At 47.4% G+C, this 24,183-nt stretch carries 23 protein-coding genes, 1 rRNA gene, 1 pseudogene and 1 riboswitch; all 25 genes and pseudogenes read left to right on the forward strand.

Annotation, left to right across the window (positions count from 1 at the left end; all coding sequences use genetic code 11):
- Positions 1-47 precede the first annotated feature (47 nt).
- The 25 genes and pseudogenes from rrf (at position 48) to QNH28_RS03320 (ending at position 24,088) form a co-directional block, all read left to right on the forward strand.
- Positions 48-164 (forward strand): 5S ribosomal RNA (gene rrf, locus QNH28_RS03200).
- Between the two features lie 238 nt (positions 165-402).
- Positions 403-1,158 carry an acyl-[acyl-carrier-protein] thioesterase gene (locus tag QNH28_RS03205; protein ID WP_283910137.1) on the forward strand — a complete coding sequence of 252 codons (756 nt, stop codon included), beginning with the start codon at positions 403-405 and terminating at the stop codon, positions 1,156-1,158.
- A gap of 213 nt (positions 1,159-1,371) precedes the next feature.
- Positions 1,372-1,743 carry an RNA polymerase sigma factor gene (locus tag QNH28_RS03210; protein WP_283910138.1) on the forward strand — a complete coding sequence of 124 codons (372 nt, stop codon included), beginning with the start codon at positions 1,372-1,374 and terminating at the stop codon, positions 1,741-1,743.
- Positions 1,731-1,931, forward strand: coding sequence for a sigma factor-like helix-turn-helix DNA-binding protein (locus tag QNH28_RS03215; RefSeq protein ID WP_283910139.1), 201 nt, complete (start codon positions 1,731-1,733; stop codon positions 1,929-1,931). The genes QNH28_RS03210 and QNH28_RS03215 overlap by 13 nt, the downstream gene beginning before the upstream one ends.
- A complete protein-coding gene (locus tag QNH28_RS03220) occupies positions 1,906-2,073 on the forward strand; it encodes a hypothetical protein (protein ID WP_283910140.1) in 168 nt (55 codons plus the stop codon). Before QNH28_RS03215 ends, QNH28_RS03220 begins: the two co-directional genes overlap by 26 nt.
- Positions 2,070-2,282, forward strand: a complete 213-nt coding sequence (locus QNH28_RS03225; RefSeq protein WP_283910141.1) for a DUF4179 domain-containing protein — start codon at positions 2,070-2,072, stop codon at positions 2,280-2,282. Before QNH28_RS03220 ends, QNH28_RS03225 begins: the two co-directional genes overlap by 4 nt.
- Positions 2,283-2,320: 38 nt before the next feature.
- Entirely contained in the window at positions 2,321-2,560 is a 240-nt protein-coding gene (locus QNH28_RS03230) for a hypothetical protein (protein WP_283910142.1), read from the forward strand.
- Positions 2,529-3,092 (forward strand): DUF5643 domain-containing protein, encoded by a 564-nt coding sequence (locus QNH28_RS03235; protein WP_283910143.1) that lies wholly within the window; start codon positions 2,529-2,531, stop codon positions 3,090-3,092. Before QNH28_RS03230 ends, QNH28_RS03235 begins: the two co-directional genes overlap by 32 nt.
- A 198-nt stretch (positions 3,093-3,290) precedes the next feature.
- Positions 3,291-5,465 (forward strand): annotated as a pseudogene (locus QNH28_RS03240) (DNA topoisomerase III).
- Positions 5,466-5,582: 117 nt separating this feature from the next.
- The gene (locus tag QNH28_RS03245) at positions 5,583-6,788 is read left to right on the forward strand and encodes an MFS transporter (protein WP_283910144.1); all 1,206 of its coding nucleotides are present in this window, start codon (positions 5,583-5,585) and stop codon (positions 6,786-6,788) included.
- A gap of 111 nt (positions 6,789-6,899) precedes the next feature.
- Complete coding sequence (locus tag QNH28_RS03250; RefSeq protein ID WP_042193264.1) at positions 6,900-7,163, forward strand: DUF1294 domain-containing protein; 264 nt, start codon at positions 6,900-6,902, stop codon at positions 7,161-7,163.
- Positions 7,164-7,203: 40 nt separating this feature from the next.
- Positions 7,204-7,638 (forward strand): universal stress protein, encoded by a 435-nt coding sequence (locus QNH28_RS03255; RefSeq protein ID WP_283910145.1) that lies wholly within the window; start codon positions 7,204-7,206, stop codon positions 7,636-7,638.
- Between the two features lie 276 nt (positions 7,639-7,914).
- A riboswitch (purine riboswitch) is annotated at positions 7,915-8,015 on the forward strand.
- A 209-nt stretch (positions 8,016-8,224) separates the two neighbouring features.
- Positions 8,225-8,710 (forward strand): 5-(carboxyamino)imidazole ribonucleotide mutase, encoded by a 486-nt coding sequence (purE, locus tag QNH28_RS03260; protein ID WP_060626906.1) that lies wholly within the window; start codon positions 8,225-8,227, stop codon positions 8,708-8,710.
- Positions 8,711-8,763: 53 nt separating this feature from the next.
- Positions 8,764-9,942, forward strand: coding sequence for a 5-(carboxyamino)imidazole ribonucleotide synthase (purK, locus tag QNH28_RS03265; RefSeq protein WP_283912039.1), 1,179 nt, complete (start codon positions 8,764-8,766; stop codon positions 9,940-9,942).
- Positions 9,943-9,947: 5 nt separating this feature from the next.
- On the forward strand, positions 9,948-11,243 hold the full coding sequence (purB, locus tag QNH28_RS03270) for an adenylosuccinate lyase (protein ID WP_283910146.1): 1,296 nt from the start codon (positions 9,948-9,950) through the stop codon (positions 11,241-11,243).
- A 311-nt stretch (positions 11,244-11,554) separates the two neighbouring features.
- Positions 11,555-12,445 (forward strand): phosphoribosylaminoimidazolesuccinocarboxamide synthase, encoded by an 891-nt coding sequence (locus QNH28_RS03275; protein WP_076286947.1) that lies wholly within the window; start codon positions 11,555-11,557, stop codon positions 12,443-12,445.
- A 127-nt stretch (positions 12,446-12,572) separates the two neighbouring features.
- Complete coding sequence (purS, locus tag QNH28_RS03280; RefSeq protein WP_036680912.1) at positions 12,573-12,818, forward strand: phosphoribosylformylglycinamidine synthase subunit PurS; 246 nt, start codon at positions 12,573-12,575, stop codon at positions 12,816-12,818.
- A 5-nt stretch (positions 12,819-12,823) separates the two neighbouring features.
- Entirely contained in the window at positions 12,824-13,513 is a 690-nt protein-coding gene (purQ, locus tag QNH28_RS03285; RefSeq protein WP_283910147.1) for a phosphoribosylformylglycinamidine synthase subunit PurQ, read from the forward strand.
- Positions 13,491-15,737 (forward strand): phosphoribosylformylglycinamidine synthase subunit PurL, encoded by a 2,247-nt coding sequence (gene purL / locus QNH28_RS03290; RefSeq protein WP_076286946.1) that lies wholly within the window; start codon positions 13,491-13,493, stop codon positions 15,735-15,737. Before purQ ends, purL begins: the two co-directional genes overlap by 23 nt.
- Complete coding sequence (purF, locus tag QNH28_RS03295) at positions 15,722-17,218, forward strand: amidophosphoribosyltransferase (RefSeq protein ID WP_283910148.1); 1,497 nt, start codon at positions 15,722-15,724, stop codon at positions 17,216-17,218. The genes purL and purF overlap by 16 nt, the downstream gene beginning before the upstream one ends.
- 632 nt (positions 17,219-17,850) lie before the next feature.
- Complete coding sequence (gene purM, locus QNH28_RS03300) at positions 17,851-18,891, forward strand: phosphoribosylformylglycinamidine cyclo-ligase (RefSeq protein ID WP_283910149.1); 1,041 nt, start codon at positions 17,851-17,853, stop codon at positions 18,889-18,891.
- Complete coding sequence (gene purN, locus QNH28_RS03305; RefSeq protein WP_283910150.1) at positions 18,891-19,508, forward strand: phosphoribosylglycinamide formyltransferase; 618 nt, start codon at positions 18,891-18,893, stop codon at positions 19,506-19,508. The genes purM and purN overlap by 1 nt, the downstream gene beginning before the upstream one ends.
- Before the next feature lie 161 nt (positions 19,509-19,669).
- Positions 19,670-21,217, forward strand: coding sequence for a bifunctional phosphoribosylaminoimidazolecarboxamide formyltransferase/IMP cyclohydrolase (gene purH, locus QNH28_RS03310; RefSeq protein WP_283910151.1), 1,548 nt, complete (start codon positions 19,670-19,672; stop codon positions 21,215-21,217).
- A gap of 23 nt (positions 21,218-21,240) precedes the next feature.
- Positions 21,241-22,506: a phosphoribosylamine--glycine ligase gene (gene purD / locus QNH28_RS03315; RefSeq protein ID WP_283910152.1), complete on the forward strand. Its 1,266-nt coding sequence runs from the start codon at positions 21,241-21,243 to the stop codon at positions 22,504-22,506.
- A 286-nt stretch (positions 22,507-22,792) separates the two neighbouring features.
- On the forward strand, positions 22,793-24,088 hold the full coding sequence (locus QNH28_RS03320) for an SEC-C metal-binding domain-containing protein (RefSeq protein ID WP_283910153.1): 1,296 nt from the start codon (positions 22,793-22,795) through the stop codon (positions 24,086-24,088).
- Positions 24,089-24,183 lie beyond the last annotated feature (95 nt).

The following is a 24,183-nucleotide window of genomic DNA, read 5'->3' on the forward strand; positions in this document are numbered from 1 at the left end:
TCAGTTTTCAGGCGATTAAGCCTGAGCATTTACGCTGTAAATGCCCGTTTGGTGGCGATAGCGGAGGGGTTCCACGCGTACCCATCCCGAACACGACCGTTAAGCCCTCCAGCGCCGATGGTACTTGGACCGAAGGGTCCTGGGAGAGTAGGACGTTGCCAAGCACACGAAGCCATTGTTGATTTATCAACAATGGCTTTTTTGTTCCCTTTATCGTTGAATTTAAATAATGTGGATAAGTTATGGGGAAATAACGAAAAAATAAAAGTTACTAACATGTGGATGAAAGAATCAAATATATTCAAAATCGAAAGTAGTCCCCAATTTATGTGGATAGAGCAGTGGGATATGTGGATACTTCAAGTGAATGCAAGGATATTTTGCATGGCAGGAGGATAAACAATGGACAACAGTAGCAAACTTGTGTGGATAGAGCAATTTTCTGTTCATACGAGTGATACGGATTATCGATCGAAGGGCAAGTTATCCTTTATTCTGGATATTATGCAATGCGCTGCGGACTTCGCAGTGGGCAATTTGGGGATAAGTATAGAAGAGATTTTGAATGCCGGAATGGGCTGGATGATGATTACGCTCGATCTTGAATTGAAGCGTGTTCCTCGTCCAAATGATCAGCTGACTGTTCGTACTTGGAGTAAAGGTACTAAAGGGGCGTTATGGCAGCGGGATTTTCGTATTTTTGATGAGGATGATATAGAGATCGCTACAGCACGTTCAATATGGGCCTTAGTTGATATTGAGAAGAGAAAAATACTCAGACCGAGCGCTCTTCCAGTTCAGGTGAAGCATTATAATGGCGACTCAGTAGGTGATATGCCTGTTAAGGTAACGATCCCTTCTGATATCCCTATGAATGAAGGCTATCGGTATCAAGTAAGATACAGTGGGCTGGATAACAACGGACATTTGAATAATGCCCGATATGGGGATTTGTGTTGTGATGCGCTCAGTTTAACGGAATGGGATACGGCAGAGATCAAACGATTCCGGATTACTTATGCACAGGAAGCTAAGCTTGGGGATGAACTGACTGTTTTACGTTCAGCTGTAACGGATGCTGGAATATATGTACGTGGCCAGAATAGTGATACTGCATTTTTTGAAGCATGTATAGAGTTGAGAGATAACGATAAATAAGTAAATTGTTTGTAAATATGGAATATTATTATATAAGCGATTCTCCGAACTTCACTCAGGGCAATCGCTTTTTTATTTAAAGTGTGTTGATGCTTTTAACATATTTGGAAGAAATTTTTGGGCCTGTCACAATTAAAGGGATCAGATTCGTTATATAGTTGTAGTCAATAACAAGGAGGTGATTCTTTGGAACGTCACAGCCCCGGGGCCCAAATGAATCAAACAATAATTGAAGAGGCTATAAACCAGGTTCTTGCGGGTAACCGAGAAGCCTATAGAACTATAATACAAGCCTACGAAAGAAGGATTTATACTTACTGCTACTATATTTTGAGAAGTCATGAGGAAGCAGAAGATGCCGTGCAAGATATCTTTGTAAAAGTGTATCAAGAACTCAGACGTTATGAGAAACGAGTATCTTTTAATGCATGGCTGTATAAAGTGGCCTACAATCATTGCCTAGACGAGATTCGCAAACGAAAGCGATGGAACAGACTGTTGTCACTATATAAAGAACAACAGCCCAAAGCCTTTATAATCCAAACGACGAGGAGCCATTGCAGAAGTTGTTTATGGATGACCTGACAGCCGAAGAGAGCAATCTTCTGATTCTTAAGGTGGTAGAGCAGTACAGTTTTGAAGAAATGGGTCAGATTATGGATTGTAATTCAGCTACTTTACGTAAAAAATTTGAACGTCTACGCAAAAAGTTAGTCCGGCAAAGAATGAATGAAGGAGGAAGTCCTCATGGAGAAATGGCAAGATCTAACTGAAAGTCAGAAGATGGAGCACATTCGTCAAACGTTCCAAAATCATGAGATGCCGGTAGATAGTTTTAGCGATTCAATTATGAAGCGAATAGGAGACGATGAAATGGAAAAAGAACGTCTAGAAACCGTGGCAATAAGTTCTTGAGTAAAACATTGGTGGCCGCCTCTGCAGCAGCAGTGTTGGGTGCGGGGATAATCGGTAGCGGATTTGTATCCCCAGTCATGGCTGAAACACTGAAGCAGATTCCTGTTGTGGGAAGTATTTTTAAGGATATTGACGATAAAGGTCTTAATGCTGCTGAGAAAAAGGATTATCTACTGCCCCTAACCAAAGCATTACCCATGATGGAGTGACCTTAAAGGTTACCGATGCCTATTATGACGGCTCGCGGTTGGCTTTTGCGATTGAACGGGAAGGCATTGATAATGATAAGATGATGGCAGAAATGATTATTGAACCGATTGAGTACGATCCAGAGGTAATAGTACAGCAGTATGCGAAAGTGACAATGAACCAGTCAGAAAGAGGTTTGTTGGGCTCAGCAGAAGTAAAATTGCCGAATGGAAAAAATCTGGAGAGCCAAATGTCATCATTTGGTGATGTTGAGGAAAAAGAATACTATTTTATATGATTATAGAAATCTAAGTAATATAGAGACTTTGGGAAATGAATTTGAATTAAGCATCAGTGTGCCGGTTACACAAATTGATGATCCTTTTGAAATTAAGGTGCCGGTGAAAAAAGTAACGGAAGGAATTATCAAGCTTGATCTGAACCAAACGAAAGGGACACAAGAATTCAGTTATACCATTACCAAACTAGAATTAACCCCTGCGACAAGCAGATTAATCCTTAACGAAGAAGGTAAAGTGCCAAGCGTGAAAGAAAAGGATGGATACGGAACCTCTGAAATGTTCTATGAAATTGTGGATGATCAGGGCAATGCGTATTCTTCAGGTGGGGCATTCAACTTGCCGTCTACAACGCATCCTATGGTAGACAAAGATTTCAGTCCGTTCCCGCAAACACCAAAGACAATTACAGTTAAGCCGTTTACTTACTCCATTGACGAGGATCATAAAGCATTAAAGGATGAAGAGGGAAAACAAGTTAAACATTATTATCCAGAGCTTGAGCAAACGATTCAGGTGGAGCAAGAGTAATTAATAATCCAATAAGCAAAAAAGAGTCCGTGTCTGCCTAGCAGATACGGATTTTTCTAATGGGATGTAGATTTCACCCAATGAGTTTTAGTTGATTGGTGTATTTAATGTGTAATGGAGTCATCCGGTAAAGCCTGACGATATTTGCTAACATTCATTTAATGCTATAATGAAATTTGATGTGGAAAGGGGAGCATTATGAAGACATTAGTATTGGCGGAGAAGCCGTCTGTTGCACGCGAGATCGCACGGGTCATGGGATGTAATAATAAACAGAAGAGCTATATTGAAGGTCCAAAATATGTGGTTACCTGGGCGCTGGGACATTTGGTCGGCCTGGCAGAGCCTGAGGATTATAATAAAAAGTTTGCAACTTGGGCTTTGGAGGATCTGCCGATTTTACCGGAGAAGAGCAAACTGAAGGTGCTTCGGGAGACGAACCAACAATACAAGGCTGTTCAGCATCTAATGAAGCGTCAGGACATTGAGGAGCTTATTGTTGCTACAGATGCTGCCCGTGAAGGGGGCTGCTGGCTCGCTGGATTATGAATATGGCTGGGTGGAAAAAGCCGTTCCGGAGGCTCTGGATATCCTCTCAGACGGATAAAGCGATAAAGAAGGATTCGCAAAGCTCCGACCAGGTCGCGATTTTGATCGTCTGTATGAATCTGCACGTTGCCGCGCAGAGGCGGATTGGATGATTGGATTGAATGTCACGAGAGCTTTGACTTGCAAGTTTGGTTCGCCGCTTTCCGCAGGACGGGTACAAACGCCGACATTAGGGATGATTATGGATCGTGAACAGGAGATTACGGGTTTCCGTTCCGTTGATTTTGAGACGTTGACTGCAGATTTCGGGGATTTCCAAGCGGCTTGGCGGGCTAGTAATGGAGATGGACGGATATTCGAAAAGGATAAGACAGTCAGCTTAAAGGATAAGCTTACAGGACGCAGCGGCCGTATTATAAAGGTACAGAAGAGTGAGAAGAGCGAACCGCATCCTCTTGCGTATGATCTGACTGAATTACAGCGTGATGCGAACCGGAAGTTCGGCTTCTCCGCCAAGCAGACCTCCAGTGTGCTTCAACGGCTATATGAGCAGCACAAGCTGGTCACTTACCCGCAGTACGGACAGCCGTTACTTAACTTCAGATATGACAGGCACACTCAAGGAAAGATTGGACAGTGTGGCTGTCGGTCCATATGCAGCTTTGGCACGTCCACTGCTGCGCAAACCGCTGCCGATTACGAAGCGAATCGTGGATGATAGCAAAGTAAGCGATCACCATGCTATTATTCCGACAGAGCAGACCGTATTGTTAAATGGTCTGAGTACCGAGGAACGTAAGCTGTATGATCTGATTGTGCGGCGTTTTATCAGCTTGTTCTTCCCACCAGCTCGTTATGATGCGGTAGCTGTCACCGTCAATGTGGAAGGCGAGAACTTCCATGTCAAAGGAACGACGGTAAAAGATGCTGGCTGGCGTGAAGTGTACGGCGGAGATATGAGTAACGATGACGACGAGGAGCCATCGGATGAGCCAGCAGCTGGGAGTGTGAAGCTACCTGAGCTGCGCGAAGGGGCAACTGTCACGATTGGTCGATGTATGGTTCGTCCTGGACGAACACAGCCACCGAAGCGTTATAATGAAGCATCGCTTTTGACGCAAATGGAGAAGCACGGACTGGGAACCCCGGCAACCCGCGCGGATATTATCGAGAAGCTGGTAGCTCCGATACCATTGAACGCCAAGGGAATCTGCTGCATCCGACTGGTAAAGGCAAGCAGCTTATTGAGTTGGTATCCACACAGCTACGGACACCAGATCTAACCGCTCGCTGGGAAGCTGAGCTGGAGAAAATAGCGCGTGGTCAAGGCAAGCCAGAGCTCTTCTTGCAAGGCATCCGCAGTATGGCACAGGAACTTGTAACTGGCGTCAAAACTAGTGGAGCAGAATACAAACCGCATAATGTCTCAAACAGTAATTGTCCGGAATGCGGTACAAGACTACTGGAGAAAAGAGCAAACGTGGCAAGCTGCTTGTGTGCCCTGCAGATAACTGTGGTTATACCCGCGCCGGAGAGAAAAGACTATCGAATCGCCGCTGCCCACAGTGCCATAAGAAAATGGAGCTTAAAGAAGGTAAAGCAGGCATGTTCGTACAATGTCTGGGCTGTGGAATCACAGAAACCTTGGATAAAGACCACAAGCATGTAAATAAACGTGAACAGCAAAAGCTGGTGCAGCAATATAGTAAACAAGAAAGCATTGGCTCTAACCTTGGGGAACTGCTGAAAGCAGCGCTTGAAGGAGCAAAAGAAGGAGAAGTAGAGAGGGAGGCTAACCTGTTGTTGCTACTAACTTCTGCTTAAATAATGAAGGCTGCTGAGTGTGCTCAGTAGCCTTTTTTCTGTCCGCGTAAGTTTTTGTGGTTTACAGATAGGCTTTGAATTAGAATGTTAAGCAAATACATAGAGCAGGTGATTAGGGTGGCAGCTGAACAACAAGTGGATCAACTAAAAGCAGCAGATAGCCCGCAGGGGCTGGGTGGTAGCAGGTTTTTCTTTCTCGTTATTGTATTTATGTTCTGGTTCTCTTCTTATATTTATGTTCCGGTGCTTTCCCCTTATGTGGAGCATTTGGGAGCATCGTATTTTATGGTGGGTATGGTGCTTGGCGTATATGGGCTAATGCAGATTCTGTTCCGACTGCCAATTGGCATAGGTTCGGATTATTTGAATCGGCGTCGTCCGTTTATCTATCTGGGATTGATTGCGAGCGGAGCCAGCTGCTTTCTTTTTATGTGGGGAGCACAACCTGGTTGGGCATTGGCAGCACGTGCAGTATCCGGTATAGCGGCTTCCGCGTGGGTTGTGTACACTGTGATGTTCGCGGGATATTTCCCGAAAGAGGAAGCTGGAAAAGCAATGGGCATGCTGCAATTCACTACGGTAATCGCCCAATTGACCAGTATGATGATCAGTGGCTATATGGTGGAGCATTGGGGCTGGAATACCCCGTTTCTGATTGGCGGAATCGTAGCGATTGCGGCACTACTGCTTGCTCTGCGATTGCCTGAACAAAAACAGGAGAAACGGCAAAGTGCGATCCAGCTCAAAGATTTGGCGGGTGTTATGAAGGAGCCACTTCTGGTAAGAGTTTCACTGCTGTCAGTGTTGGCACATTGTGTGCTATTCATAACGATGTTCGGATATACGCCGAACCAAGCTCTGAATATCGGAGCAAGCAAAGAAAGCTTGGGCTGGTTGACGCTCGCTTTTATGATTCCACATGCTATCGCGACCCTCTACGGCTCACGGACATTCGGAAGGCTACTGGGAGACAGGGGAACGCTTCTCATAGGCTTCGCGGGAAGTGCACTATTTACACTTCTTATTCCTTCTATGCCGACGCTAGCGATGCTCTGTCTAACTCAGGTAGGAAACGGATTTATGCAGGGACTTATTTTCCCATTGTTGCTAGGCAAGTCGGTGTCAGAAGTAGATCCATATAAACGAGCAACAGCTATGGGATTCTATCAAGCTGTCTATGCGGTAGGTATGTCGGCGGGACCGTTCGTAGCAGGCTGGATGAGCGGTATATATGGTTTGACCGGGGGTTTCTGGCTGGGCGGGATTGCGGCGGCGCTGGCTGCGGTGTTGTCATGGATATGGATGAAGGAAACGAAGCAGTGAAACGTAAAAGGCGGGCTGAGAAGTTATCAGAACGTGTAAGGATGATTGGTTTTTGTGAAAAAGAGGAATATAATAGAGATAGATAGGAAGCAAGGAGGAGAGCCCGGGAGAATGGTCAAGGTTATAATGTTGTGGTTTGTGGTAATTAATATTATCGGATATGTAGTGATGTCCGAAGACAAGAACAAAGCCCGTAAACGGCGAGAACGTGTACCTGAGAAGACACTTTTTCTGCTGGCAGCTATGGGCGGGGCACTAGGCGTGCTGATTGCCATGTATCGTAAGCGCCACAAGACGCGACATATGTCCTTTAGGATCGGAATTCCGTTACTTCTGTTGCTGAATATCTTTTTGTACAGCTATTTTTTAAGGTGATAGTCTTTATGATTACAAACTAGAAAAAGAGGTGGCGTACATGTTATTCTCTAAAATTTTACTCGCCTATGATGGATCTAAGGCTTCTAATCAAGCATTGGAGCGCGCAATCGAACTCGCAAAAGTAACTCCAGGTTCTATGCTGCACGTCGTACACGCATTTGAATTCCCAAGATTTTTTATCGGAGAAGCTCTTGCACCACTACCGGCTTCAGTAAATAAAGAATATTATGATTTAGCAGTGCAGACTACGGAAGAGGTGAAGGGACGCCTTGAGGCTGAAGGCTTGAATGCTGAGGTTGAGTTATTACAAGGATCTCCCGCTGAAGTGATTTTGAAATATGCTAAGGAACATGCTATAGATGTAATTGTTATCGGCAGCCGCGGACTTGGCGGAATACGTGAATTTGTTCTGGGCAGTGTCAGCCATAATGTAGTACAAAGCGCTCGCATTCCAGTGCTGGTAGTAAAATAATATGAAGTTAAAAGGGACGCTTATGGCGTTCCTTTTTCATTATTAAGAAAGGAAATGACTAAATTCATATCCAGTAAAGGAATTATATGTATTTCCATGAAGCCTATTCTACAGTTAATATAACATCTGTTGTTAGAGCTAATAGTGTACGGAAAGAAGTCTTTATCATCAAAATAAGTGGCTATTGAGAAATTAAATACGCCTAAAAGCGAACGATTATTAATCGGAATTTACCAATGTTCGTGTTTGAGTTGACATCCTGTGTAGGGGATTGTTAAACTGATGTCATGAGCAACTCGTATAAAACCGGGGATATGGCCCGGAAGTTTCTACCGGGAACCGTAAATTACCGGACTACGAGGAAATAGGATGATAGAATGCGGCAATGCGGTCCGGGTAACGGAATGATGCATTATGCCATTTTCCGCGCTTAATGCAGCCTAGTGATAGGCACGCGGATTATTTTTTCCTAATTTCTTTACTAGTCCGATCCTCCCGCAGCAAAATGCGTCTGGTCATCGGGCTTTTTAATTCGAATTTACAAGATAAAGATATCCATACTAGTGACTGGAAGGTAGGTCGAATCATGTCTGTGCAGGTAGCTGTTATCATGGGCAGTAAATCGGATTGGGATACGATGGAGCACGCTTGTACGGTGCTTGAAGAGCTGGGATTATCTTATGAGAAGAAGGTAGTATCTGCGCACCGGACACCGGACTTGATGTTCAGCTATGCAGAGGAAGCCGCGGGCCGAGGCATTCGCGTCATTATTGCAGGAGCGGGTGGTGCAGCGCATTTACCGGGTATGGTGGCAGCAAAGACGATCCTGCCTGTGATTGGAGTGCCAGTGCAGTCGAAGGCGCTTAATGGCCTAGATTCGCTTCTCTCCATTGTGCAGATGCCAGGAGGCATTCCAGTGGCAACGGTAGCGATTGGTAAGGCAGGAGCCATTAATGCAGGCCTCCTGGCCGCACAGATTATCGGAGCGTTCGATCCAGAAGTGCAGCAGCGCGCGCAGCTGCGGCGGGATGCGATCCGTGACGAAGTCCTTGAAAGCAGCGACAGCTTATGAGACCGGAGGAGCTGAAGCTGAAGGAGGCTGGCGGCGGAAATTCGCCAGCCGCTATGGATACGTCCGGCACGGACACCGTCCGGACGCTACTGCCCGGCGCGACCGTCGGCGTGCTCGGCGGCGGGCAGCTCGGGCGCATGATGGCGCTGGCTGGCAGCGCCATGGGCTACCGCTTCGTGGCGCTGGACCCTGCGCCGGATGCGCCTAGCGGTCAAGTTACGCCGCAGATTACAGCGGCGTATAACGACCGGGAGGCGGCGCGGGAGCTAGCCCGCCGCTCGGACGTCATCACGTACGAGTTCGAGAACGTTGACGCGGGCGTTGCCGCGCTGTTGACGGAGGAATCGTACGTGCCGCAGGGCAGCGCGCTGCTGTATACGACGCAGCATCGGCTGCGCGAAAAAGCCGCCATCGAGGCGGCAGGCGTACCCGTCGCCCCGTACCGGAAGGTGGATAACCTTGCGGAGCTGAAAATGGCGGCGGCTGAGCTTGGACTACCCTGTGTGCTGAAGACAGCCACAGGCGGTTATGACGGCAAGGGACAAGCCGTGATCCGTCAGGAGGAAGAGCTGGAAGAAGCCTTCCGGCAAGTAGCACCTGGAGCCGTTGTACCGGAGCTTGTGCTTGAGAAGTTTATAGCTTTTAAGTGTGAAATATCCGTTGTTGCTGCACGCAGTGCTTCTGGTGAGGTTAAGAGCTTCCCGCCGTCGGAAAATATTCATGTGAATAATATTTTGCATCTGTCCATTGTGCCTGCAAGAGTGGCAGAGGACATTCAGCGGAGAGCATGCGAATTGGCAGAGACATTAATCGCTGGACTTGATGCGGTTGGACTGCTAGCAGTAGAAATGTTCGTCACAGAGGACGGACAATTGTTCGTCAATGAGCTGGCACCAAGGCCGCATAACTCAGGGCATTACACCATGGATGCTTGCACGACTTCACAGTTCGAGCAGCATGTCCGGGCGATTTGTAATCTGCCGCTAGGCGATACAACGCTTTTGACACCTGTAGTTATGGTGAATGTACTAGGCCAGCATTTGGATGGCGCCATTAAAGCGACCTGTACACAGGACGAAAAAGATAATAAGCTGGGTGTTGTACCTAAGCTTCATATATATGGCAAGACTGAGAGTAAGACCGGCCGCAAGATGGGCCATATCAATCTGCTCTGCAAGGATACCGGAGACGGCTTGTCCTGGGTGGAGCAATCTAAACTTTGGAGGAACTAAAGAATATGATCGAACGTTACAGCAGACCTGAGATGCGAGCTATTTGGACGGAGAAAAATAAATTCAAAGCGTGGCTGGAAGTTGAGATTTGCGCTTGTGAAGCATGGGCTGAGCTGGGAGTCATCCCGCACGAAGATGCAGCTAAGCTACGTAAGGACGCTAAATTCGACATCGCGCGCATTGATGAAATAGAACAAGAAACACGTCATGACGTTATCGCATTTACACGTGCGGTTTCTGAGAGCCTTGGCGCAGAACGCAAATGGGTACACTACGGTCTTACTTCTACTGACGTGGTAGATACGGCACTGGGTTACTTGCTCCGTCAGGCGAACGAGATTCTAGAGAAGGATATCATCAATTTTATTGAGATCCTTAAAGACAAAGCTATTGCTTACAAAGATACGCCGATGATGGGTCGTACGCATGGTGTTCATGCCGAGCCAACTACCTTCGGTCTGAAAATGGCACTATGGTACGAAGAAATGAAACGTAACCTGGAGCGTTTCCGTCATGCTGCGAACGGTGTGCAATTCGGTAAAATTTCCGGAGCCGTCGGTACGTATGCTAACATCGATCCTTTCGTAGAAGAATTCGTTTGCCGCAAGCTTGGTACAAGCCCTGCTCCGATCTCGACGCAAACTCTGCAGCGTGACCGTCACGCTGAATACATGGCTGCTCTTGCTTTGGTAGCGACATCGTTAGACAAATTCGCTACCGAAATCCGCGCTCTGCAAAAGAGTGAGATTCGTGAAGTGGAAGAAGCCTTTGCCAAAGGTCAAAAGGGTTCATCCGCTATGCCTCACAAACGAAACCCTATTGGCTGCGAGAACATTTCCGGCCTGTCCCGCGTGATTCGCGGACATATGGTTACAGCTTACGAGAACGTGCCACTCTGGCATGAACGCGATATTTCGCACTCCTCAGTGGAACGTATCATTCTTCCGGATGCGACAATGCTGCTCAACTACATGCTGAACCGTTTCGGTAACATCGTGAAGAACCTGACTGTATTCCCTGAGAATATGAAGCGTAACATGAATCGTACCTTCGGTGTTCCTTTCTCCGGTCGGATCTTGACTAAACTGATCGACAAAGGTCTTAGCCGTGAGCAAGCATACGATACCGTTCAACCGCGTGCGATGCAAGCATGGGAAGAGCAAAAGCAATTCCGCGATATCGTGGAAGCTACACCTGAGATCACTAACGTTCTTACCCCAGAAGAAATTGAAGATGCATTTAACCCTTCTTGGCACCTTAAGCATGTGGACACCATCTTCCGCAAGCTAGAACTTATCTAAAAAAAGATAGGTTAGTGGTGAACTAAGGAGCTTGGAATAGTACGAGCGGTTAGCGTTGTGCAGAATTGAAATACCGATGGTTAATAAGGAACGAAGAGAATTTTTGGAACTGTAGAAGCGTTAGCGTTCGCCTTTATCCTCGGATTTCTACCGCGAAAAGCAGTTCAAATCAAGAAATCTGAGGATAACAGCGATCGGAAGTCCAAATATTTCTTGTAGTGGACCGATTGACCAATAGATATTTCGCCTTTGTAAGTGACGCTTTCGCTCAAGTAATAATTAATGATCATTAGTTCAAGGGAGGAAAGGTCATGACATCGTCGGCCGTATCCACAGCCGTGGAACTCATCAATGCGCCGCTGCTCTATAAAGGGAAGGTTCGTGAGCTATACGATTTAGGGGAGAATGTACTGATCGTCGTCACGGATCGGATATCTGCTTTTGACTATGTGCTGGACCCAGCGGTACCTGAAAAGGGCAATGTGCTTAACCGTCTGAGTGCGTTCTGGTTCGGAAAGACCAAAGAGCTAATGGAGAATCATGTCGTTCATATTGATGTGGATCTGCTCGGAGATATCGTTAAGGACAAGGAAGCTCTCAGAAACCGTGTTATGGTGGTACGCAAAGCAGAGCGCATCGATATCGAATGTGTTGTGCGTGGGTGCATCACCGGTGGGGGCTGGAGACAGTATCAAGAAACTGGCAAAGTGAATGGTATTGAGCTTCCTAAGAACTTGCGCAAAAATGCGCTGCTGGCACAGCCAATCTTTACCCCTGCGGCTAAAAACGATGTAGGTCATGATGAGGATATTCCTTTTGAAAAGATGCAGGAGCTAATCGGTGCTGATCTGGCACTCGAGCTACAGGAGAAGAGCTTGCAATTGTTCTCTTTTGCCAGAGAGTATTGTGCTGAGCGGGGAATCATTCTAGCAGATTGCAAATTTGAATTCGGCTTGCTGGATGGCAAGGTGATTCTGATTGATGAGATTTTTACGCCGGATGCTTCACGTTTCTGGGCCAAGGACAAATACGCTCTTGATATCGAAATTGATAGTATGGATAAAGAACCCGTTCGTACGTATCTATCTGCATCCTCCTGGGATAAAAATAGCAAACCTGATCCACTTCCACTAGAAGTAGTTGAAGAAACAACGCGCCGTTATCTGGACATTTATCATCGTCTTACTGGCAAGTCTTTATAGCTCAACATTGTGTGTTTACTCATGGGAATAAATGAAGTGTATGTTTTTAAAGCTAGAGTTACTTTTAGTAGAGTTTCAGCTTTCAGAAAGTATATACACATAAAAATTTAGGAGGAACTACAAGCATATGTTAAAAGCGACGGTATATGTCACCATTAAGAAGAGCGTTCTCGATCCACAAGGTGTAGCAGTGCAAGGAGCACTTCATTCGGTAGGTTTTCAAGAAGTTGAAAGTTTGCGTATTGGGAAATATATGGAGCTGACTTTGGATACGGATAACCGTGCTGAAGCAGAAGTGCGTCTCAAGGAAATGTGCGAAAAGCTACTTGCCAACACGGTGATCGAGGATTACCGCTACGAATTGGAGGACTAAACGACATGAAATTTGCTGTACTTGTCTTCCCAGGCTCTAACTGTGATATTGATTGCTACAAGGCGGTAGAGGACAGACTCGGCGAACCAGTCGATTATGTGTGGCATACAGCGACAGATTTGTCGGCGTATGATTGCATTTTGGTTCCAGGCGGATTCTCATATGGTGATTACCTGCGCTGCGGCGCGATTTCAAGATTTGCTCCTGTAATGGCTGAAGTTGCTAAAGCAGCAGAGCAAGGGAAATTCGTGCTAGGCATTTGCAATGGGTTCCAAATTCTTACTGAGGCTGGTTTGTTGCCAGGCGCGCTGCGTCGTAACATGTCCATGAAGTTCCGTTGTCATGATACCGTGCTTAAGGTTGTTAATAACGAAACCCCATTTACTATTGATTATGCTAAGGATGAAGAAATCATCATCCCAATCGCTCACGGCGAAGGAAACTATTACTGTGATGAAGAGACTTTAGCAGAACTGAAAGCTAACAATCAGATTGTGTTCACATATAGCGATAATCCTAACGGCTCTGTAGCTGATATTGCGGGTGTTAGTAATGTGCAGGGGAATGTAGTCGGCATGATGCCTCACCCTGAGCGTGCAGCTAACAGCTTGCTCGGATCTGAAGATGGCAAACGAATGTTCACATCTATACTGAAGACTTGGAGGGATCGTCATGACGCAGCAAGTATCCGTTAAGGAACCGACCGCAGAACAGATCGCAGAGCAGAAAATTTACAGCCAATTCGGTGTGTCGGACAGCGAATATGAGCTCATCAAGTCTTTTATGGGACGTTTGCCGAACTATACTGAAATCGGCGTATTCAGCGTAATGTGGTCCGAACACTGTGCATACAAGAACTCTAAGCCATTGTTGAAACGTTTCCCAGTTACTGGTCCACGTGTCCTGATGGGACCTGGCGAGGGCGCAGGGATTGTAGATATCGGAGACAACCAAGCGGTTGTATTCAAAATCGAAAGTCATAACCACCCCTCTGCGGTAGAACCTTTTCAAGGTGCGGCAACAGGCGTAGGTGGTATCATTCGTGATATTTTTTCCATGGGCTCAAGACCTATCGCACTGCTGAATTCCTTGCGTTTCGGCAAGCTGGAAAGCGATCGCGTGAAATATTTGTTCGAGCATGTCGTGTCGGGTATTGCTGGTTATGGTAACTGTATCGGGATTCCAACCGTGGGCGGCGAAATCATGTTCGATGATAGCTATGACGGTAACCCGCTTGTTAACGCAATGTGTGTCGGTCTAATTGATCATGATAAAATCCAACGCGGTGTCGCTAAAGGTGTAGGGAACCCAGTCTTCTACGTAGGTCCTCCTACTGGACGTGATGGGATTCATGGGGCTACTTTTGCATCCGTGGAACTAAGTGAAGAGTCCGAAGCAAAACGTACAGCTGTACAAGTAGGCGATCCATTTATGGAGAAACTCGTAATGGAATCTTGCCTGGAATTGATCGACAGCGGCATCGTTATTGGGATTCAGGATATGGGTGCGGCTGGACTTACCTGCTCTAGTGCAGAGATGGCAAGCAAAGCTGGTAATGGTCTGGAACTGTATCTTGATCAGGTGCCACAACGTGAAGACGGCATGACCCCTTATGAAATGATGCTTTCGGAATCGCAAGAACGGATGTTGTTCGTAGTAGAACCGAAGGATGAAGCTCAGGCGCAAGAGATTTTTGATCGCTGGGGTGTAATCTGCTGTAAGGTCGGTAAAGTTACGGATGACGGTCGCTTGAAGCTGTACCATCACGGTGAGGTTGTTGGTGACATGCCAGTAACAGCGCTTGTTGATGAGTGTCCAGTCTACAACAAACCATCTGAGGTTCCTGCTTATTATGTAGAAAATGAATCGGTAGATACGCTTCGTTACGCGGAAGTTACAGATCTAGGCGGCGCACTTCGTACTGTTCTTGGATCACCAACCGTAGCAAGCAAAGCTTGGGTATACAACCAATATGATTACATGGTGCGGACTAGTACGGCTGTTCGACCTGGATCTGATGCGGCTGTAGTTACCATTCATGGTACACGTAAAGGACTCGCGATGACTACGGACTGTAACGGTCGTTACGTTTATCTTGATCCTGAAGTGGGCGGACGGATTGCAGTCAGCGAAGCGGCACGTAACATCGTTTGTTCCGGTGCTGAACCGCTAGCTATTACAGATAACTTAAACTTCGGAAACCCTGAGAAGCCTGATGTGTTCTGGCAAATGGAGCGTGCGGTTGATGGTATGGCTGAAGCTTGTCGTGTGCTGGATACTCCGGTTATTGGCGGGAATGTCAGTCTTTATAACGAAAATACGACGGGATCCATTTACCCAACACCGGTTGTCGGCATGGTTGGTTTAGTAACGGATACGGATCATATTACGACTCAAGGCTTCAAACAAGAAGGAGATTCCATTCTTCTGCTAGGTGTAACAAAAGCTGAGCTTGGTGGTAGTGAATTTCAATATGCTGTTCATGGTGTAACCGAAGGCCGCCCTCCAGCTTTGGATTTGGCTACTGAGAAAACACTGCTGAGCGCAGTGCTTACCTCGATTCGCGGCGGTCTGGTGCGTTCAGCACATGACTTGTCCGAAGGCGGTCTTGCTGTAGCACTTGCAGAGAGCTGTATCAGTGGTGGTATTGGTGCGAACGTTGAACTTTCTGCTAATGGACTTAGATCCGATGTAGCTTTGTTCAGTGAGAGCCAATCACGTATCGTGCTGACGGCAGCGCCTGAACGTGCGGAAGAGCTAAAAGCAGCGATTGCTGCCAGCGGCGTTCCAGTGGAAATCATCGGAACTGTAGGTGGAGACAGACTGCGCGTAAATCTGGACGGTGCATCCGTATTAGATGAAGCTGTAGCAGAATTGAAATTCGTTTGGGAGGATGCTATTCCATGTCTTATGAAATAAAGACCGGGAAAGAGCAGGAGACTCCTATCCTGTGGACTGGTGACTTTTACAATGAAGGAACGGGCTCGGGAGATATTTTTGACACATTAAAAGAAGAATGCGGCGTTTTCGGGGTCTTCGGACACCCGGAAGCGGCGTCCATGTCTTATTACGGCTTGCACGCCTTACAGCACCGTGGGGAAGAAAGTGCGGGCATCTGCGTAGCAGATGGTCGTGATTTCAATTATCACCGCGGGATGGGGTTAGTAAAAGAAGTATTCGACAAGGACAAAATTGCCTCACTAGTTGGAGACATGTCCATCGGGCATGTACGTTATTCCACCAGCGGAGACAGCCGCTTAACCAATGCACAGCCGCTCGTATTCAAATATCGTGACGGTGATTTGGCGATTGCTACGAACGGTAACATAGTAAATGAACCGTTGATTCGTAAACAGCTTGAGCAAAGCGGATCGATCTTCCAAACCACAAGTGATACAGAAGTGCTGGCACATCTGATTGCGCGTTCATCTAAGGATTTTGTTGAGGCGGCTAAGGATGCGCTAAAACAACTGGTTGGCGGGTTCGCTTTTCTGCTCATGACGAATGACAAATTAATTGTCGCTTCGGATTCCCATGGTTTGCGTCCGCTTGTAATGGGACGGATCGGCGATGCCTATATTTTTGCTTCCGAATCTTGCGCCTTAGAAGTTATCGGAGCACAGTTAGTCCGCGATATCGAACCTGGCGAACTGCTCGTGCTTGATAAAAATGGCCTCTTAGAGGACCGTTTTACCGAGCCAAAACGTAAAGCGCTATGCGCGATGGAGTATATTTACTTCTCTCGCCCAGACAGTGATATGAATGGCGCTAACCTGCACACCGCCCGTAAGCGGATGGGTAGCCGCATGGCATTAGAAGCTTTCGTAGATGCTGACCTCGTAACTGGTGTACCGGATTCAAGTATCTCGGCAGCGATTGGATTTGCGGAGCAGACGGGCATTCCTTATGAGCTTGGGCTTATCAAGAATAAGTATACAGGCCGGACCTTCATCCAGCCGAGCCAAGAGCTGCGTGAGCAAGGTGTGAAAATGAAGCTAAGCGCCGTGCGCAGTGTGGTCGATGGCAAACGTGTTGTCATGATCGATGATTCCATCGTGCGTGGAACAACTTCACGGCGGATCGTCAATCTGCTTCGTGAAGCGGGAGCCGTCGAAGTGCATGTGAGGATTACATCGCCGCCCTTCAAGAATCCTTGCTTCTACGGCATTGATACCCCAGACCGCCGCGATCTCATCGCGTCCTACAAGACCATTGCGGAAATGTGCGAAGAGATTAATGCCGATTCCTTGGCATTTTTGTCACCAGAAGGCTTAATCACTTCCATTGGTGGTCACAACAAAGATGATTACAAAGGCGGGCTATGCCTTTCCTGCTTCGATAACGATTACCCGACGCAGGTTGATTTTGGCGGGGAAGAGAAAGATGGCTGCTCATGTTGACATCCCCCTAAGTCCCCCTTGCAAAGGGGGATTCCGAAGGGCTCTGCCCTCCGGCCACCCGAAAGCTCGGCGGTAGGAGTTGGGTTATAACTTGCTAAGAAGACTTGGGTACGAGTGCTCGCTTTGTCCCTGTGTGCTACGCACGGACGGGACACGCTTTACGGCGCTCCGCCCCCCGGCTGCATACCGCCGCCGGGAATGGCTCGCCAAGCTAGTCGCTAGTCTCGCTAAGGAAGGCGCTCGGCTGCACCTTGAGCGCCAAGAGCAAGCTCGCCAAGCTCGTCCCTGTTTGCTGCGCAAATGCAGGACCCGCTTGTTTCGCTTAAGGAGGTGCATGGCGCAGCTCATGCACCGAGGTCTTGAGGTCCATGTGCAAGGCGCGCACTGCGGCTTGCAGTAGGGTGAAAGCGGTGGTTGGAGGGAGTTATGGAGAGGAAGTTTGGAACTGTAGAAGCGTAGCGCTCGCCTTTATGTTTGGATTTCTACCGCGAAGAGCGGTTTAAATCAGGAAATCCAAACATAACAGCGATCGGAAGTCCAAACATTCCTTGTAATAGCTCCCATAACCACCAAACAAGTCCCGAATGCCCCGCAAACGCGCTCTAAACTAATTAAAAGATGAGGTGTCCCAAGTGTCGGAAGCTTATAAAAACGCCGGAGTGGATATTGCGGCTGGTAACGAAGCGGTAGAACGCATGAAAAAGCACGTAAAACGTACTTACCGTCCAGAAGTAATGACGGATCTTGGTGGGTTCGGAGCGCTGTTTGGCCTCAATAAAGATAAATATGAAGAGCCAGTGCTCGTATCGGGAACCGATGGTGTAGGCACGAAGCTCAAGATCGCGTTCGCTGCGGATCGCCATGACACGATTGGGATCGACGCTGTAGCTATGTGCGTGAACGACATTGTAGTGCAAGGCGCGGAGCCGCTATTTTTCCTCGATTATCTGGCTTGCGACAAAGTAGTACCGGAAAAAATCGAAGCGATCGTAGCAGGAATCGCAGAGGGCTGTCACCAAGCAGGTTGTGCGCTGATTGGCGGCGAAACAGCTGAAATGCCTGGCATGTATTCAGCGGGTGAGTATGATATCGCTGGATTCACAGTTGGCGTAGCTGACAAAGCGAAGCTGGTAACAGGTGCTAACATCGCTGCTGGAGACACAGTGATTGGTTTAGCTTCTAGCGGCGTGCACAGCAATGGCTTCTCACTGGTGCGTAAGCTTTTGCTTGAGGAAGATGGCTATGGCCTGAATGATGTGCTTCCCGAGCTTGGAGCTCCGCTTGTGGATGTACTTCTTGCACCAACTAAGATTTATGTGAAGCCTTTGCTGGCGCTCTTGGAGCAGCTTCCGGTGAAAGGGATGGCACATATTACGGGTGGCGGATTCATCGAGAATATCCCGCGCGTATTGCCTGACGGTGTAGATGTGGAGATTAATTACGGATCGTGGCCGATTCTGCCGATCTTCGGATTGATGCAGAACAAAGGAAACGTAAGCAACCGTGATATGTTTACTACTTTTAATATGGGAATTGGACTTGTTCTGGTAGTTAGTGGTGCTGATGGGGAACGTGCTCTTGAACTGCTCAAAGCGAACGGAGAAGAGGCGTATATCATTGGTAAAGTGACAGAAGGGGAACGCAAAGTAACCTTTACTGGAGCTGAAGTGTGATGCAATGGAGTCGAATCGCTGTTTTTGCTTCTGGGCAAGGCAGTAATTTTGCTGCACTGATCGATGCACAGAGAGCGGGCTTGCTTGGTGAGGGCACTATTGAGTTGCTTGTATCCGACAAGCCAGAGGCACCTGTAGCTAAGCGTGCAGAGGATGCGGGCATTCCCGCCCTCTTGCTGCGGCCAAAAGACTTCGCCAGCCGTGAACTCTACGAAGCAGAGATTGTAGCAGAGCTTCAGCGGCGGGAAATCGGGCTGGTTGTGCTGGCAGGATACATGCGTCTTATTACGCCAGTGCTCTTAACGCCTTATGCTGGACGAATTATTAACATTCATCCATCGCTGCTGCCTGCTTTTGCAGGAAAAGATGCAATCGGACAAGCGCTGGATTATGGCGTGAAGCTGACGGGCGTTACTGTGCATTTTGTCGATGGAGGTATGGATACCGGGCCTGTTATTGCTCAGCGCAGCGTAGCCCTGCAGGATAACGACACGGCGGATTCATTGGCAGAACGTATTCATAAGGTTGAGTATGAGCTGTATCCCGAAGTGGTTGGCGCTTTTGCCAGCGGGAAAGTGGAACTGAGTGGAAGAAAGACGATTATCCGCGAAAAGTAAGCTGAACCGCAGCCATTCGAAGTTTTGGATCGACATTTGGTGACAGACCGAGATGTTTCAGGGTATTTCTCGGGAAATATTGCATAAGCGGCGTTATGTGTCGCGTTGTGGGTTTTCTTCATATTAAATCGCACGTACAACCTGAAGGAGGACTATTCAAAGTGAGTATCAAAAGAGCGCTAGTCAGCGTATCGGATAAACAAGGTATCGTGGATTTTTGCCGCGAGTTGTCTGCATTAGGCGTAGAAATTATCTCTACAGGTGGAACAAGCACGCTTTTGGCTAAAGAAGGTGTTCCAGTTATCGGGATTTCCGATGTGACAGGATTCCCAGAAATCATGGACGGACGTGTCAAAACCTTGCACCCTGCTGTACACAGTGGATTGCTTGCAGTTCGTGATAACGAGGAGCACACGCGTCAAATGAAGGAGCTTGGTCTGGACTACATCGATCTGGTTGTTGTGAATCTGTATCCGTTCGCGGAAACTATCGCAAAACCTGACGTATCCTACGAGGAAGCCATCGAGAATATCGATATCGGCGGACCTACGATGCTGCGTTCTGCGGCGAAGAACCATGCTTTTGTCAGTGTAGTGGTGGATGCTAATGACTACGCTACTGTACTTGAAGAGGTTCGCGCAGGTGGAGATACAACGCTAGAAACACGCAAACGTCTTGCGGCAAAAGTGTTCCGTCATACGGCGGCTTACGATGCCTTGATTTCCGATTATTTGGCTAACGTTACTGGCGAGCCTCTACCAGAGCGCTACACCGTGACTTATGAGAAAATTCAGGATCTGCGTTATGGCGAGAATCCGCATCAAAAAGCAGCGTTCTATCGCAAGCCATTGGCGGCACTTGATACACTCACTGCGGCTGAACAATTGCACGGAAAAGAGTTGTCTTATAACAATATCAACGATGCTAACGCAGCACTGCAAATTGTGAAAGAATTCGAAGAGCCTGCTGTCGTGGCGGTTAAACATATGAACCCTTGTGGTGTAGGTGTGGGTGAAAGTGTATACGAAGCTTATCAAAAAGCTTACAACGCGGATCCAACATCCATCTTTGGCGGAATTGTAGCAGCAAACCGCATTATTGATGCAGACACAGCGAACCTGCTGAAAGATATTTTCCTCGAAATCGTCTTGGCACCAGGCTTTACGGAAGAAGCACTGGAAATCCTTACGAAGAAAAAGAATCTCCGTTTGCTTAAAATCGGTAATCTTAGTACGGCTAGTGCGCGTAAGAGCAGCTTCGTAGTAACCTCCATCGATGGAGGAATGGTTGTACAGGAGAGCGATGTGCACTCTGTGAACCCAGATGATCTACAAGTCGTTACGGACCGTAAACCAACCGAGGAAGAATTAAAACAATTGTTGTTCGGATGGAAAGTAGTTAAGCATGTGAAATCTAATGCGATTGTGCTGGCTGCTGATGATATGACCGTTGGCGTAGGTGCAGGACAGATGAACCGCGTTGGTGCAGCTAAAATTGCAATCGAACAAGCTGGAGATAAGTCTAAGGGAGCCGTACTCGCTTCCGACGCTTTCTTCCCAATGGGTGATACGCTTGAAATGGCAGCAAAAGCAGGAATCACTGCAGTGATTCAGCCAGGCGGCTCCATTAAAGACGAAGAATCGATTAAGGTCGCTAATGAGTATGGTATTGCTATGGTCTTCACAGGCGTCCGTCACTTCAAACACTAGAGCACTGGGAGGATCATATTCAGATGGATATTTTAGTGGTTGGCGGCGGTGGCCGGGAGCACGCAATTATTTGGAGTCTATCCCAAAGCCCCGAGGCAGGTGAAATCTATTGCGCACCCGGCAACGCCGGGATTGCGCAGTTAGCCGAATGTGTGCCGATCGGAGTATTTGAGTTCGATCGCCTGACGGCTTTTGCGAAAGAGAAGGAAGTAGGTCTTGTAGTAATTGGGCCAGATGATCCGCTCGCTGCTGGGATTGTGGACGCTTTTGAGGCACAGGATATTCCTGTGTTTGGCCCACGCAAGAATGCGGCGGAGATCGAAGGCAGCAAAACCTTTATGAAGGATCTTTTGCATAAATATAATATTCCGACAGCAGCCTATGAGAAGTTCGACGACTATGAAGCTGCGCTAGCTTATTTGCGGGAACAGCCGCTGCCGATCGTCATCAAGGCAGATGGTCTGGCCGCTGGCAAAGGCGTGACGGTTGCTTATGCTCGGGAAGAAGCAGAGCAAGCGCTCGCTGATATTATGGTCACTAAGGTATTCGGTGACGCTGGCGCTCAGGTTGTTATTGAAGAATTTCTAGCTGGACAGGAAATGTCGATTCTGGCTTTTGTCGATGGAGAGACGGTACGTCCTATGGCTGCTGCCCAGGATCATAAGCCCGTATTTGATGGGGATAAAGGTCCTAATACCGGCGGAATGGGTACCTATTCACCGTTACCGCATATTGATGAGGCCATTATCCAAGAAGCGATCGAGACCATCATTAAGCCGACGGCAAAAGCTATGGTGGACGAAGGTCGTCCCTTTTGCGGTGTACTATTTGCAGGACTGATGATTTCTCCTGAGGGGAAACCAAAGACGATTGAGTTTAATGCTCGTTTCGGTGATCCTGAGACACAGGTCGTGTTGCCTAGACTCAAGAGTGACTTGCTAGAAATCTTTCTGGCGGTCACAGAGGGTAGACTTGCAGATATCGACATTGAATGGAGCGACGAAGCGGCTGTATGCGTAGTTCTCGCGTCGGGAGGATATCCAGGTCCTTATCCAAAGGGTGTACCGATTGAAGGTCTTGAAGACAGCCAAGGAGGGCTGATCTTCCATGCCGGAACAGCGCGTGCTGAAGACGGAAGCTGGGTGACGAATGGTGGTCGGGTACTAGGCGTGGTAGGCCTAGGTGCTACGATTGCTGAAGCTCGTTCTGCAGCTTACGCTAGGGCCGAAGGAATTTCTTTTTCCGGAAAACAAAGCCGCAGCGACATCGCTATGAAAGCTTTGGTATAAGGATAAAGAACTGTATCTAGCATTTTTTGCGCTTAAAGTCCTAAAAAAGGACTGACAAGTGATAGAAGAAGTGCTATAATACTACACGTACGGGGGAAAATGTGCGGATATATACAGATAAGGGTCTTTCCGATCATGGGAAGGCCCTTTTAAATCGGAGTCCTTCAGACTTTGTGAAGTAACCTTTTAAAGGATGCCTCGTGCCTGGAAATGATGATACTTATAGTGCATACTAGCGATACGCTTATGGCGAATGGCTACTCACAGATTTAAGGAGGAATTCGTTTTGAGTAAGATTGGAAGAAATGATATGTGTCCTTGCGGAAGCGGGAAAAAATATAAGAAATGCTGCCTTGGTAAAGAACCTTCTGCAGTAGAGTCCATCATGCAACTTGTAAACAAGGAAGAAGCGGCAGCTAGTGAGACTGTAGCTGAGAAACAGGAACCCGTAGCACAACCTGAAGTAAAGCTTACTCTTGCTACACTTAGAAAAAAAGTGTCACGTGATCTGAAATGGGAGCATCCAGCACATGAACAACTGGCGCTGCACCTTATTGAGAGTATGAGAGAAAGCTATGATAGAGAGCTTATTTGGGAAGCTCTAGTTCTGTGGAATGGTTATTCCCGTAAGACTAAGCCTGCTGTGAAGAAAATGGGCTCTTTCTGCGCGGCGATCGAATTTATTTTGTCTGAGGAATATGGCTTCTCCCTAACGCAAGCGGATCTTGCTACCAAACATGAGGTTACTACGCCTACGATTTCTAGAAAAGTTAAAGAGATGCTCAATTACATTGAGGAATATGGCATGGGTGGTGCAGAGGAAGAATTACTTCTGCTGAATGTCTCAGATAGTCCAAAGGATCAAGAGCAGGCGCTATTACAAAAGGCGATGGAAACTAACTCCTCCAAACGTCGGATACAGTTAGCTGAAGCTGCACTTGAAGTTTATCCGGATAGTCCGGATGCCTATCTCATTTTGGCTGAGGAAGCAGAGAATGAAACAGATGCTCGTGCTTTTCTGAAAGCAGGGATGGATGCAGGTGAACGTGAGCTTGGAGAGTCCTTTTTTGCTGCGAACAAAGGACATTTCTGGAACCTCCACGAGACTCGTCCATACATTCGAATCTGTAAAAGCTACGCTGACTCCTGTTGGTTTAGCGGAAATGCAGAAGAAGCACAAAAAGTACTTGAGCACATTCTAGAGCTAAACCCTGAAGATAATACAGGTGCGCGTTACCTTTTAACGGCTGCGTATCTCTACACCAACAAGCTCAAGAAGACAGAAAAGGTGCTGGAAAAGTTCGGTAATGATGCAGCAGCGACAGTAGCTTACGACCGTATGGTCTTAGAATATAAGAAAAATGGGATTACTTCCCAACTGAAAATGTTGTACCGCGTAGCGCGGAATGTGAACAAGCATGTGCCGGATTATTTGTTAGGAATTAAGAGATTGCCGCATAACCTACCGGATTTCGTAGGTATGGGCGATGCAAACGAAGCGATCGAATATGTGATTGTACACTCACGCTTGTGGACAAGCCTGCCTGATTTGCTGAAGTGGATGCTGAAGCAACAGGATTAGTAGAATTCAGATCTTGGACGTACATGAACTTAAAGAGACTATGGGAGATTCCTGTAGTCTTTTTTTAATATAAGAAAGTATAAGATTTGCATCGA

The sequence above is a fragment of the Paenibacillus sp. G2S3 genome (assembly GCF_030123105.1).
Taxonomy (GTDB): Bacteria; Bacillota; Bacilli; order Paenibacillales; family Paenibacillaceae; genus Paenibacillus_AQ.

Bases quoted from the DNA above. Each gene is read 5' to 3' on its own strand.
- QNH28_RS03205 (WP_283910137.1), top strand. From the start codon at position 403: ATGGACAACAGTAGCAAACTTGTGTGGATAGAGCAATTTTCTGTTCAT.
- QNH28_RS03210 (WP_283910138.1), top strand. From the start codon at position 1,372: ATGAATCAAACAATAATTGAAGAGGCTATAAACCAGGTTCTTGCGGGT.
- QNH28_RS03215 (WP_283910139.1), top strand. From the start codon at position 1,731: ATGGATGACCTGACAGCCGAAGAGAGCAATCTTCTGATTCTTAAGGTG.
- QNH28_RS03220 (WP_283910140.1), top strand. From the start codon at position 1,906: ATGGAGAAATGGCAAGATCTAACTGAAAGTCAGAAGATGGAGCACATT.
- QNH28_RS03235 (WP_283910143.1), top strand. From the start codon at position 2,529: ATGTTGAGGAAAAAGAATACTATTTTATATGATTATAGAAATCTAAGT.
- QNH28_RS03250 (WP_042193264.1), top strand. From the start codon at position 6,900: ATGGTCAAGGTTATAATGTTGTGGTTTGTGGTAATTAATATTATCGGA.
- QNH28_RS03255 (WP_283910145.1), top strand. From the start codon at position 7,204: ATGTTATTCTCTAAAATTTTACTCGCCTATGATGGATCTAAGGCTTCT.
- purE (WP_060626906.1), top strand. From the start codon at position 8,225: ATGTCTGTGCAGGTAGCTGTTATCATGGGCAGTAAATCGGATTGGGAT.
- purK (WP_283912039.1), top strand. From the start codon at position 8,764: ATGGATACGTCCGGCACGGACACCGTCCGGACGCTACTGCCCGGCGCG.
- purB (WP_283910146.1), top strand. From the start codon at position 9,948: ATGATCGAACGTTACAGCAGACCTGAGATGCGAGCTATTTGGACGGAG.
- QNH28_RS03275 (WP_076286947.1), top strand. From the start codon at position 11,555: ATGACATCGTCGGCCGTATCCACAGCCGTGGAACTCATCAATGCGCCG.
- purS (WP_036680912.1), top strand. From the start codon at position 12,573: ATGTTAAAAGCGACGGTATATGTCACCATTAAGAAGAGCGTTCTCGAT.
- purQ (WP_283910147.1), top strand. From the start codon at position 12,824: ATGAAATTTGCTGTACTTGTCTTCCCAGGCTCTAACTGTGATATTGAT.
- purL (WP_076286946.1), top strand. From the start codon at position 13,491: ATGACGCAGCAAGTATCCGTTAAGGAACCGACCGCAGAACAGATCGCA.
- purF (WP_283910148.1), top strand. From the start codon at position 15,722: ATGTCTTATGAAATAAAGACCGGGAAAGAGCAGGAGACTCCTATCCTG.
- purN (WP_283910150.1), top strand. From the start codon at position 18,891: ATGCAATGGAGTCGAATCGCTGTTTTTGCTTCTGGGCAAGGCAGTAAT.
- purD (WP_283910152.1), top strand. From the start codon at position 21,241: ATGGATATTTTAGTGGTTGGCGGCGGTGGCCGGGAGCACGCAATTATT.